This is a genomic window from Kocuria rhizosphaericola, from assembly GCF_044462205.1.
Classification (GTDB): Bacteria; Actinomycetota; Actinomycetes; order Actinomycetales; family Micrococcaceae; genus Kocuria; species Kocuria rhizosphaericola.
In genome coordinates this window covers 1-10,726 of record NZ_JBISWK010000102.1, presented here as the reverse complement: position 1 = coordinate 10,726, position 10,726 = coordinate 1, and the positions used below count along the sequence as shown (strand labels likewise).

General features: G+C 73.9%; 11 protein-coding genes. 4 read left to right on the top strand and 7 right to left on the bottom strand.

The genetic code is table 11. From position 1 onward, the window contains the following. Positions 1-120 precede the first annotated feature (120 nt). Positions 121-2,166: a 1-deoxy-D-xylulose-5-phosphate synthase gene (gene dxs / locus ACH9D2_RS10665; RefSeq protein WP_396362810.1), complete on the top strand. Its 2,046-nt coding sequence runs from the start codon at positions 121-123 to the stop codon at positions 2,164-2,166. Positions 2,167-2,173: 7 nt separating this feature from the next. On the opposite strand, the gene ACH9D2_RS10660 is transcribed toward dxs, so the two are convergent. Then, positions 2,174-2,626, bottom strand: a complete 453-nt coding sequence (locus tag ACH9D2_RS10660) for a Rieske (2Fe-2S) protein (RefSeq protein WP_396362809.1) — start codon at positions 2,624-2,626, stop codon at positions 2,174-2,176. A 245-nt stretch (positions 2,627-2,871) separates the two neighbouring features. On the opposite strand from ACH9D2_RS10660, the gene ACH9D2_RS10655 reads away from it, so the two are divergent. Then, a complete protein-coding gene (locus ACH9D2_RS10655) occupies positions 2,872-3,309 on the top strand; it encodes a hypothetical protein (protein ID WP_396362808.1) in 438 nt (145 codons plus the stop codon). Positions 3,310-3,413: 104 nt separating this feature from the next. On the opposite strand, the gene ACH9D2_RS10650 is transcribed toward ACH9D2_RS10655, so the two are convergent. From ACH9D2_RS10650 to msrB, 3 genes are all read right to left on the bottom strand, one after another. After that, complete coding sequence (locus tag ACH9D2_RS10650; protein WP_396362807.1) at positions 3,414-4,760, bottom strand: HRDC domain-containing protein; 1,347 nt, start codon at positions 4,758-4,760, stop codon at positions 3,414-3,416. Between the two features lie 52 nt (positions 4,761-4,812). After that, positions 4,813-5,484 carry a DUF3000 family protein gene (locus ACH9D2_RS10645; protein ID WP_396362806.1) on the bottom strand — a complete coding sequence of 224 codons (672 nt, stop codon included), beginning with the start codon at positions 5,482-5,484 and terminating at the stop codon, positions 4,813-4,815. 104 nt (positions 5,485-5,588) lie between these two features. Then, on the bottom strand, positions 5,589-6,023 hold the full coding sequence (gene msrB / locus ACH9D2_RS10640; RefSeq protein ID WP_396362805.1) for a peptide-methionine (R)-S-oxide reductase MsrB: 435 nt from the start codon (positions 6,021-6,023) through the stop codon (positions 5,589-5,591). A gap of 166 nt (positions 6,024-6,189) precedes the next feature. On the opposite strand from msrB, the gene ACH9D2_RS10635 reads away from it, so the two are divergent. After that, positions 6,190-7,503 (top strand): alpha/beta hydrolase family protein, encoded by a 1,314-nt coding sequence (locus tag ACH9D2_RS10635; RefSeq protein WP_396362804.1) that lies wholly within the window; start codon positions 6,190-6,192, stop codon positions 7,501-7,503. 6 nt (positions 7,504-7,509) lie between these two features. Here ACH9D2_RS10635 and ybaK read toward each other — a convergent pair whose 3' ends face one another. The 3 genes from ybaK to ACH9D2_RS10620 are packed head-to-tail and all read right to left on the bottom strand — an operon-like array spanning position 7,510 to position 9,378. Further along, positions 7,510-8,001, bottom strand: a complete 492-nt coding sequence (gene ybaK / locus ACH9D2_RS10630; protein WP_396362803.1) for a Cys-tRNA(Pro) deacylase — start codon at positions 7,999-8,001, stop codon at positions 7,510-7,512. Between the two features lie 16 nt (positions 8,002-8,017). Further along, positions 8,018-8,473 (bottom strand): SufE family protein, encoded by a 456-nt coding sequence (locus ACH9D2_RS10625; RefSeq protein ID WP_396362801.1) that lies wholly within the window; start codon positions 8,471-8,473, stop codon positions 8,018-8,020. Then, positions 8,470-9,378 carry a sulfurtransferase gene (locus ACH9D2_RS10620; protein ID WP_396362800.1) on the bottom strand — a complete coding sequence of 303 codons (909 nt, stop codon included), beginning with the start codon at positions 9,376-9,378 and terminating at the stop codon, positions 8,470-8,472. Before ACH9D2_RS10620 ends, ACH9D2_RS10625 begins: the two co-directional genes overlap by 4 nt. Positions 9,379-9,624: 246 nt before the next feature. On the opposite strand from ACH9D2_RS10620, the gene zapE reads away from it, so the two are divergent. After that, entirely contained in the window at positions 9,625-10,683 is a 1,059-nt protein-coding gene (gene zapE / locus ACH9D2_RS10615; protein WP_396362799.1) for a cell division protein ZapE, read from the top strand. Positions 10,684-10,726: the final 43 nt, after the last annotated feature.

Below are 10,726 nucleotides of genomic sequence, written 5' to 3'. Positions count from 1 at the left end.
CCGGGCCCCTGCGCGCTGACGGCCCTGTCGGGACGAACGAGTAGGATCGGGGGAGCGCGCCGCCCCGACACCGGGGAAACGGTGCGACCGACCACGACGCCGAGGACAGCGGGAGAAACCATGAGCGTGCTGGAACGGGTGTCCGGGCCCGAGGACCTCACGGGGCTGAGCCGAGCGGAGCTGGGCCGGCTGGCCGAGGAGATCCGCGAGTTCCTCGTCACCCACGTCTCCGCGACGGGCGGTCACCTGGGACCCAACCTGGGGGTCGTCGAGCTGACCCTCGGGATGCACCGCGTCTTCGACTCGCCCAAGGACTCCGTGGTCTTCGACACCGGTCACCAGTCCTACGTGCACAAGCTGCTCACCGGTCGCAAGAACTTCGGGACCCTGCGCCAGGAGGGCGGTCTCGCGGGCTACCCGGACCGCCGGGAGTCCGAGCACGACATCGTCGAGTCCTCGCACGCGTCGTCGTCCCTGTCCTGGGCCGACGGCATCTCGCGCGGCTACGCCATGACCGGCCAGCACGACCGGCACACGGTCGTGCTGGTGGGGGACGGGGCGCTCACCGGCGGGATGGCCTGGGAGGCCGTCAACAACATCGCCTCCGACCGCGACCGCAAGGTCGTCATCGTGGTCAACGACAACGGCCGGTCCTACGCCCCGACCGTGGGCGGCTTCGCCAACCACCTCGCGGAGCTCCAGGCCAGCGTGCAGCAGGGCGTGGACGCCGTGCGCACCGACCGCCGTTACGAGCAGACCCTCGAGACCGTGAAGGACCTGCTGAAGCACTCCGGCCCGGTGGGGGAGATGTTCTACCGGGGCCTGCACGGGATGAAGCAGGGCCTCAAGGACGTCGTGGTGCCCCAGGGCATCTTCGAGGACCTGGGCATGAAGTACGTCGGCCCCGTCGACGGGCACGACCTCGAGGCCGTCGAGCAGGCGCTGAGCAACGCCAAGAACTACGGCGGGCCGGTCATCGTGCACGCCATCACCGAGAAGGGCCACGGCTACGGGCCCGCGACCGCGAACGAGGACGACCAGTTCCACGCCGTGGGCGTCATCGACCCCGTCACCGGCCGCTCCACGGCGACGAGCTCCGAGCGCAGCTGGACGGCGGTGTTCCGCGACGAGATCGCCCGGATCGCCGACGAGCGCGAGGACGTCGTGGGCATCACCGGCGCCATGCTCATCCCCGTGGGGCTGCAGAAGATGCAGGCCGCCCACCCCGACCGCGTCGTGGACGTGGGCATCGCCGAGCAGCACGCCATCGCCATGGCCGCCGGCATGGCCTACGGCGGGCTGCACCCCGTGGTGGCCCTCTACGCCACGTTCCTCAACCGTGGCTTCGACCAGCTCCTCATGGACGTGGCGCTGCACCGGGCGGGCGTCACGGTGGTCCTCGACCGGGCCGGGGTCACCGGCCCGGACGGCCCCAGCCACCACGGCATGTGGGACCTGGCCCTGCTCCAGATCGTGCCGGGGCTCCACCTCGCCGCCCCGCGCGACGAGCCGACCCTGGTCGAGGAGCTCCGCGAGGCGGTGGCCGTCGACGACGCCCCCACCGTCATCCGTTACCCCAAGGGCGCCGTGGGCACCCCGGTGCCGGCCGTCGAACGGCTGACGGACGGCGTCGACGTGCTCGCCCGCCGCGGCGGGGAGAGCGGGACGGAGGGCGCCCGCCGGGACGTCCTGCTCGTGTCCGTCGGCGCCATGAGCGGCCTGGCACTGGACGTGGCCGACCGGCTCGAGGCCCACGGCGTCTCCTCCACGGTGGTCGACCCCCGGTGGGTGCTGCCCGTGCCGGCCTCGGTCATCGAGCTCGCCGCCCAGCACCGGATCGTGGTCGTCGTCGAGGACGGTGTCCGTGCCGGTGGCATCGGCTCCCGGATCCGGCAGGAGATGCGGGCGGCAGGAGTCGACACCGCACTCAACGAGGTGGGTCTGCCCACGGAGTTCCTCCTGCACGGCTCCCGCTCCCAGGTCCTGTCCCGGGTGGGGCTGACCGCCCAGCGCGTCGCCCAGGACACGCTGGCGTCCGTGCTGGGGACCCGGGTGCCCTACGCGCGTCCGGTGCAGGGCGACGGCGCCGCCTCCGGCCAGGACACCGTCCCCGACACGGCCGAGGACGCCCGCGGGGCGTCGCTGCCGCGGTCGCGCCGGGGCTGAAGCCCGCTCAGCCCAGCAGGATCCGCCCGCCCTCCACGCGCGCGGGGCGCGGCTCCAGACCGGTCCGGGCGGGCCCGGCCAGGACCTCGCCCGTCGTGAGGTCGAACTGCGACGAGTGGCACGGACAGACGTAGAGCTCCTCCCGCGGGGTCACCATGCAGCCCTGGTGCGGGCACACGGGGGAGAACGCGACGACCGTGTCCGGGTCCGGCCGGCTCACCACGGCCTGCACGCCGTCCCGGTCGACCTTCACGGCGGAGCCCACCGGCAGGTCCTCGACGGGTCCCGCGTCCACCGGGCCCGCGTCCACCGGGGTCGCGCTGCCGGTGCCGCCCGTGCTGCCGGTCGTCGACGCGTCGTCCCCGGCGCACGCGGTGAGCGCCGCGGCCGAACCGGCCCCGGCCAGGCCGAGGACCGTGCGCCGGGAGGGGACGGACGAGGTGGTCGGGCGCTCGGGCATCAGGGTCCTCTCGACGGCGGGGAAGCGGTGTCGGCCGCCAGTCTAGACGCCGCGGCCCGGGGCCGGCCCAGGGCCTCCCGCGGCCTCCGCGGGTGATCGCTGTGAGCGGAGCCGCACGGCACCGGTGTCCGCCGCGCCAATTCGTCAGTAGGATGATGAAGACAGCAGTCAGCGGGACGAGCCGTGCACGACAGGCTCCGCCCCGGACCCGGCCGCCGCGCCGGGACCGACGGAAGGACAGCACCATGATCAAGCGACTCATCTTCGTCACCGGATTCGGGGTCGGCTTCGTGGTCGGCTCGGCCTCGGGCCGCAAGAGCTACGAGACCCTGAAGCAGAACGCCGTGAAGACCTGGCAGGACCCCAAGGTCCAGGAGAAGGTCTCCGAGGGCACCGACTGGGTCAAGTCCGAGGTGCCGGTGGTCGGCGGCAAGCTGGCCGACAGCGCCAAGAAGGCGGCCGACACCGTGGGGACCAAGGCCTCCGACGCGTCCTCGTCCGTCAAGGACAAGGTCTCCGGCTCCTCGGGCGGGACTGACTCCTCGAAGTCCTCGACCGGGACGTCCACCTCCGGGACGTCGGGCACCGGCTACGCCGACCTGCAGGACGCGAAGCCGGTCACCCCGGAGAGCCCCATGGATCCGGCCGAGCCGCACCCGGCCCCCGGCGACACGCAGAACTGATCCGCAGCACCCGTTCGCAGCACGGGCCCCGGCCGACGGCCGGGGCCCGTCGTCGTCCGGGGGCCGTTGTCGTCCGGGGGCAGTTCTCGTCCCCGAGGAACGGCTCAGGCGGCGGGGGCGTCCTCGTCCCCTGCCGGCGGCTGGTCGCGCTCCGCCTGGCGGGCGGCGCGCTTGCGGGCCCGCAGCTCCCGCCAGGCCGGGCCGAGGACCGGCGCCGTCAGCTCGACCTGCCACTGGCGCGCCCCGAGATCCCGCAGGCGGTCGGCCACCGCCTGGTCGGTGGTGCTCTTCGGCGGCTGCCAGCAGAAGCGTCGCAGGTGCTCGGGGGTGAGCAGGTTCTCGGTGGGCAGCTCGTGCGCCTCGGCGAGCTCGGCCACGAGCGGCTTCAGGGCCCTGAGCCGTGCGGCGGCCTCGGGGCGCTTGACCTCCCACGCCTTCACGGGCGGCAGGGCGTCGGACTTCACGGTGAAGGGGACGAGCTCGTCGGCGTTGCGGGCCTCGGCGATCGCCCGCAGCCACCGGGGCGCCTCCCGCGCCGCGAGGCGGCCGTGGAAGCCGGGGGTGGCCAGCAGCTGCGGCACGGTGCGCGGCATGGCCGTCGCGGCCGCCACGAGCGCGGCGTCGGGCAGCAGCCGGCCGGGGGCGATGTCCTTGTGCTGGGCGAGCCGCTCGCGCTCCTCCCACAGGCCGCGCAGCGCGGTGAGCTGGCGCCGGCCCTTGACCTTGTTGATCCCGGACGTCCTGCGCCACGGGTCCTGGCGCGGGGGAGCCGGCTCGGCGGTGCGCACGGCCTCGAACTCCTGCAGCGCCCACTCGAGCTTGCCCTTCTCCCGCAGCAGCTCCTCCATGGCCCAGCGCAGCTGGATGAGCATCTCCACGTCGAGCGCGGCGTAGTTCAGCCAGTCCTTCGGCAGGGGCCGCTTCGACCAGTCCACGGCGGAGTGCTCCTTGGCCAGCGTGTATCCCAGCAGCTCCTCCGTCTCCGCGGCCAGGCCCACGCGCCGGAGCCCCGCGATGCGCCCGCCCAGCTCGGTGTCGAAGAGCCGGTCCGGCTCCATGTCGAGCGCGCGCAGGGAGGGCAGGTCCTGGGTGGCCGCGTGCAGCACCCACTCGACACCGGCGAGCGCCTCGCCCAGCACGGCCAGGGAACCGGTGGCCTCCGGGTCGATCAGGACGGTGCCCACGCCCTCGCGCCGCAGCTGCACGAGGAACGCGCGCTGCCCGTAGCGGAAGCCGGACGCCCGCTCGGTGTCGATCGCGGCCGGACCGGAGCCCTCGGCGACGGCGGCGGCGGCCCGTTCCAGGCCCGCCACGGTGTCGATGACGGGAGGGATCCCGTCGAACGGCGCCGCGAGGTGGACGCTGTCGGGGATCTCGAAGTCCTCGAAACCGGCGACCACGGAGGTCGCGGGCTCGTCGGTCGCGGATCGGCGGTCGGCTGGGCTGGTCAAGGAGCGTCTTCGATTCTGTGTCGGCCCCGGCGGGGCGCGTGCGGGTCGGTGGTCAGCGGCGCGGGTGCAGCACGGTCACGCCCCGCGGATACGGCGGCAGGCCCGCGAAGGTGCAGACCGTGTCCGCCCAGGCCGCGAGATGGGGGGCCACGTCGGCGCCGTCGGGCGTCCAGGAGGCCCTCAGCTCGACGTCGGCCCCCTCCTCCTGGTCCCCGAGCAGACCGAAGCCCTCGGCGAGGACCCGGGAGGCGGTGCCGCCCTCCCGAGAATATCCGGCCCGGTGGCGTTGCAGGGCCTCGAGGAGCCAGGTCCAGGCGATCGCGCCCACCGTGTCGTCGCAGCCGATCTCCCGGCCCGCGGCCGCCCGTGCCCAGGTGACGATCCGGAACGGTCCCCCCCACGCGGCGGGCTCGGACGGGTCGTGCAGGAGCACGAAGCGCCCCGTGGCCAGTTCGTCGTCCGGGGCACCGCTCACCAGGCCCGGGGGCGCCCCGCCCGGACCGGCCGCCGGCACCGCTCCGGGGCCGGCGGAGAGGGCCGGGGCGCGGAGCGGAACGGACGGTGTCCGCACCTCGGCACGCACCGCGGCGGCGAACGGGGCGAGGTGGGTGGGGGCGGGGATCGCCGTGAGCTCGACGCCCTCCCGGCGACCGGTGCGGCGCAGCTGCTCCAGGGCGTCCTGGAAGCCCTGGTGCACCTCGGACAGGCCGTTCACCGCTCTCACACTGGAAGGGTAGGCCGTCGGGGCGTGCCAGCCGGCCGTGCCACGCCGCGAGCAGGCGATCGGCGTGGCCCGCATCCCCCCGGCCTCCGCCCGGGCGGGGCGGCTCAGGAGGAGGCCGGCACGAGGCGGACGGAGACGGAGTTGATGCAGTACCGCAGGTCGGTGGGGGTGGGGAAGCCCTCCCCGCCGAAGACGTGGCCCATGTGCGAGTCGCAGGCGGCGCACCGGACCTCCACCCGCTCCATGCCCAGGGCGGAGTCCTTGATGTAACGGACCCGGTCCTCGGCCAGCGGGGCGTAGAAGGAGGGCCAGCCGCAGTGCGCGTCGAACTTGGTGTCGGAGCGGAACAGCTCCGCCCCGCACGCGCGGCACTCGTAGACGCCCTCGGTCTCCGTGTCCCAGTACTCGCCGGTGAAGGGCCGCTCCGTGCCGGCCTCGCGCAGCACGTGGTACTCCTCCGGGGACAGGATCGAGCGCCAGTCCTCCTCGCTCCGTCCGGTGGTGCCGGGGTGGTCGCCGTGCCTGGTGGTCTCGCTCATGGTGTCGTCCTCCGGGATGGGGTCGGTGCTCCGGGGAGCGGGCTCCGTGCGGGGTCCGCCCGGCGGTCCGTCAGGTCGGCTCGGGGCCGCGCGGGCGCGGACCGCCCGGCCAGCACAACGACGCGTCCCGCCGGGTTATGCCCGGGCCGCGTGGAAGACTGGGGGCATGCTCCGACGCCCGCTGCCGGTCCCCACCGCCCCCGAGCCCCCGTCCGCGACGCAGTGGGCGCGCGGCGCCGTGGTGGGCGCGGCCGTGACCGTGGGGGCGGCGTCCCTGTCCTTCGGGCTCTCGAGCGCGGCGGCCGCCTACTTCGCCCGGCAGGTGGTGGTCCCCCCGAAGTACCGGTCCGAGGACCTCCAGATCCTCGGCGTCACCCGCACCGGTGAGGACGACGACCCGTCCGCGACGACGCTCGTGCGGCTCCCGGCCACGGTGGACACGACGGTGGCCGGGACCTACAGCCTGCGCTTCGACGCGGGCCGTGGTCACGCCCGCATCGGCGCCATCCGTTCCTACTCCCCCCAGGAGGGGACCGTGACCCGGGTGGTCGAGGAGGTCTACTCGGGGGACCTCTCCCGGGCGACCCGCGGCTTCTGGTCCGGAACGGTCTACCCGGACCCCGGGGCGGCGGGCCTGCCGTTCGAGGAGGTGGAGATCCCGATCGAGGTCGGGCCGGCGCCCTGCTGGGTGGTCCCCGCCGAGGGCGGGCCGACCCCGGAGGGCGAGCGTCCCCGGGTGCTCCCGGGACCGTGGGCGATCATGGTGCACGGGCGCGGCGCCAACCGGATGGAGACGGTCCGCGCCGTGCCGGTGGCCCGGGAGCTCGGGCTGACCTCCCTGCTGATCTCCTACCGCAACGACCGGGAGGCGCCGCCCACGCACGACTTCCGGTACGGGCTGGGCTTCACGGAGTGGAAGGACGTGCAGACGGCCATCAGCTACGCGAAGTCCCGCGGTGCCACGCAGATCGTGCTGTTCGGCTGGTCCATGGGCGGGGCGATCTCGCTGCAGACGGCGGACCTGTCCTTCTACCGGGACGACATCGCGGCCCTCGTGCTCACCGGCCCGGTCGTGGACTGGTTCGAGCTGATCGCCCACCACTCCCGCACCCGCCGCATCCCCTCGGGGATCGGCCGGCTGGCCACGAACCTGATCTCCCACCCGGCGGGGCGGATGCTGACCGGCCTCGCCGCGCCGGTGGACCTCAAGGCCCTCGACTGGCTCTCCCGGTCCGACCACCTGCGCACACCCACCCTGGTGATGCACTCCGTGGACGACGAGTTCGTCCCGGCCGCCAGCTCCCGCCGGCTGGCGGAGCTCAACCGGCTCGTGGAGTTCGTGCCCTTCGCCCGCGCCCGGCACACCAAGGAGTGGAACGTGGACCCGCAGCGCTGGGAGGACGCCGTGCGCCGCTGGCTGCCCGGCCGGCTCGCCCAGGACGCCCGGGCCCTCGCACCCGTGCGCACGCGGGCACGCTGAGCCCGGTCAGGACCGCAGCGCGGCGGTGCGCCCGCCCGTGAGGCGCAGCAGCTCGGCCGGCGGCAGCTCGACGTCGAGCCCCCGCCGCCCGCCGGAGACGAGGACCGTGGACCATGCCTGCGCGGAGTCGTCGAGCAGAGTGGGGGAGGGCGTCTTCTGCCCCAGGGGCGAGATGCCGCCCACCACGTAGCCGGTGCGCCGCTCGGCGAGCCGGGGCTCGGCCAGGACCGCTCGCTTCCACCCCAGGGCGGCCGCGGCCGCGCGCAGGGACAGCCGCGCGGACACGGGCAGCACCGCGACCGCCCACTCCCGCTCGTGCACGACCAGCAGCGTCTTGAACACCTGCTCGGGGTCGCGCCCGAGCGCGGCGGCGGCCTCCAGGCCGAAGGACGCCGCCGCCGGGTCGTGGGCGTACTCGTGCAGCGAGAAGGACACGCCATCACGCGCCAGCAGCGCCACGGCCGCGGTGGGGCCCGTGCCGCGGGACGCCTTCGTCATGCCCGAGCCCCGGCCCTCAGGCGTCCTGGAGCTCGCGGACCCGCCGCTTGATCCGGGCCAGCATCGCGGACATCCCGCGCATCCGCAGCGGGGACACGAGCTGGGTGAGCCCGAAGCGCTCCGGCAGGTCGTCGGGGACGTCCAGGACCTCCTGGGCCGGGAGCCCGTCGAGGCCCTCGTGCAGGATCGAGGCGAAGCCGCGGGTGGTCGGGGCCTCCGCCGGGGCGGAGAAGAACAGCCGCACCGGGGCGCCGGGGCCGGGGACCGCGCCCGCCTCCCACTCGACCGTGAGGAACAGCGGTGACTGGCACTCGACGACCTGCTCGAGCTCCTCCGGGTGCTCGCCCAGGCGGTCCGGCAGCGCCGGCAGGGAGCGGGAGAAGTCGAGCAGCAGCTCGAGCTTGTCCTCCTGCGGCACCGCCGTGAAGTCCGCGACGAGCTCCTCCAGCTGGGCGGGCAGGGCCCCGCTCATCGGGCCGACCCCGGGACCTCGCCGGGCTCCTCGCCGCGGACGATCGGCACGCGCACGGAGTTGCCCCACTCGGTCCAGGACCCGTCGTAGTTGCGGACCCGCTCGAAGCCCAGCAGGTGCTTCAGCACGAACCACGTGTGGCTGGAGCGCTCGCCGATGCGGCAGTACGCGATGATGTCGTCGTCGTCCGAGAGCCCGACCTCGTCGCGGTAGATCGCCTCGAGCTCCTCGCGGGAGCGGAACGTGGCGTCCTCGGCGGCGGCGCGGGCCCACGGCACGGACGCCGCGGTCGGGATGTGCCCTCCGCGCAGCGTGCCCTCCTGGGGGTAGTCGGGCATGTGCGTGCGCTCGCCCGTGTACTCCGGCAGGGACCGGACGTCGATCAGCGGCTGCTCGCCCAGGTGCGCCAGGACGTCCTCCTGGTAGGCCCGGATGGGTGCGTCGTCGCGCTCGACCACGGGGTAGTCGGCGCGCTCGGGCACGACCTTCTCCGTGGACAGCTCGCGCCCCTCGGCGACCCACTTGTCCCGCCCGCCGTTCATGAGCCGGACGTCCGGGTGGCCGAACAGCTCGAACACCCACAGGGCGTAGGCGGCCCACCAGTTGGACTTGTCCCCGTAGACCACGATCGTGGTGTCGCGGGAGATGCCCTTGCGCGCCATGAGCTCGGCGAACTCCGCCGCGTCGACGTAGTCGCGGGTGTCGGGGCGGTTGAGGTCGGTGTGCCAGTCGACCTTCACGGCACCGGGCACGTGGCCGGTCTCGTAGAGGAGGACGTCCTCGTCCGACTCGACCACGACCACTCCCGGGTCGTCCAGGTGCTCGGCGACCCACTGGGTGGACACGAGTCGTTCGGGGTGCGCGTACTGCGCGAAATCTTCGTTGTTCTCCACGGCAACGCCCATGGGAACTCCTTCCGGGGTGGGGATCAGGGGCACGGGTCCTCGCGGACCGTCTTCCCCTCCAGGGTAGTGGTCGCGGCACCGGCCGGTCCTGCCCGGGGAGTCGCCGAAGCCCTTCCGGGGCCCTGATTTCGCGGCGGGCGCATCCCGGGCGGCGGGCAGCCGGTAAAATCGCCGGAGCACGCGCGTGCGCCGCTCGGCGCGCCGAACCAGCGAACCGCCGGGCCCGGCGGACAGAGAGGTCTCCCCGTGAGCATCCAGATCGAACACCTCACCGAGCGGCGCCCCCGGGTGTCGGCGGACGAACTGCTGTCGGCGTTCCGGCCCTCGGAGCGCTTCGGGGAGGTCTCGTTCGACACCTACCGCCCCGATCCGCAGCAGCCGTCCCAGGCGGAGGCGGTGCGCGAGCTGCGCCGGTTCGCGGACTCCGTCAACCGTTCGACCGGCTCCGGCGGCGGGTTCTTCAGCAAGCTCTTCGGCGGTGGCCCCAAGGACGACGTCCGGACGGGGATCTACCTCGACGGCGGCTTCGGGGTGGGCAAGACCCACCTGCTCGCCTCGCTGTGGCACGCCGTGCCCGGCCCCAAGGCGTTCGGCACCTTCGTGGAATACACCAACCTCGTGGGCGCCCTGACGTTCCGCAAGGCCGTCGACGCCCTGAGCACCTACAACCTGGTCTGCATCGACGAGTTCGAGCTCGACGACCCCGGGGACACGGTCCTGATGTCCCGGCTGATGCGCGAGCTCGCCGACTCCGGCGTGCGGATCGCGGCGACGTCCAACACGCTGCCCGGTTCGCTCGGCGAGGGCCGCTTCGCCGCGCAGGACTTCCAGCGCGAGATCCAGGTGCTGTCCGACCAGTTCGAGGTGCTGCGCATCGACGGCGAGGACTTCCGCCACCGGGGGCTGCCGCAGGCCCCGGCGCCGCTGTCCGACGACGAGCTCGACCGTGCCGTGGAGGAGCACTTCTCGGGGCGGGTGGTGGCCGCCGACCGGTTCGCCGACCTGGTGGAGCACCTCTCGACCGTGCACCCCTCCCGGTACCGCAAGCTCCTCGAGGGGATCGACGCCGTGGTCTGGCAGGACGTGCACACCATCGAGCAGCAGGCCGTGGCCCTGCGCTTCGTGGTGCTGGCGGACCGGCTCTACGACAAGAACCTCCCGATCATCGCGTCCGGCCGGCCCTTCGACGAGGTCTTCACCGAGGAGATGATGGCCGGCGGCTACCAGAAGAAGTACTTCCGCGCGGTGTCCCGTCTCACCGCCCTGGCCCGCGAGGGAATCCTCGGGGACGTCTCCGCGGTGTGAGCGTCGGCTCCGGCCCGCTGTGGCGCACGGCGGGCGGCCCGGG

What these genes read in the sequence shown, in the direction of transcription:
- dxs (WP_396362810.1), top strand. Translation starts at nt 121, where the DNA reads ATGAGCGTGCTGGAACGGGTGTCCGGGCCCGAGGACCTCACGGGGCTG.
- ACH9D2_RS10660 (WP_396362809.1), bottom strand. Translation starts at nt 2,626, where the DNA reads ATGCCCGAGCGCCCGACCACCTCGTCCGTCCCCTCCCGGCGCACGGTC.
- ACH9D2_RS10655 (WP_396362808.1), top strand. Translation starts at nt 2,872, where the DNA reads ATGATCAAGCGACTCATCTTCGTCACCGGATTCGGGGTCGGCTTCGTG.
- msrB (WP_396362805.1), bottom strand. Translation starts at nt 6,023, where the DNA reads ATGAGCGAGACCACCAGGCACGGCGACCACCCCGGCACCACCGGACGG.
- ACH9D2_RS10635 (WP_396362804.1), top strand. Translation starts at nt 6,190, where the DNA reads ATGCTCCGACGCCCGCTGCCGGTCCCCACCGCCCCCGAGCCCCCGTCC.
- ybaK (WP_396362803.1), bottom strand. Translation starts at nt 8,001, where the DNA reads ATGACGAAGGCGTCCCGCGGCACGGGCCCCACCGCGGCCGTGGCGCTG.
- ACH9D2_RS10625 (WP_396362801.1), bottom strand. Translation starts at nt 8,473, where the DNA reads ATGAGCGGGGCCCTGCCCGCCCAGCTGGAGGAGCTCGTCGCGGACTTC.
- ACH9D2_RS10620 (WP_396362800.1), bottom strand. Translation starts at nt 9,378, where the DNA reads ATGGGCGTTGCCGTGGAGAACAACGAAGATTTCGCGCAGTACGCGCAC.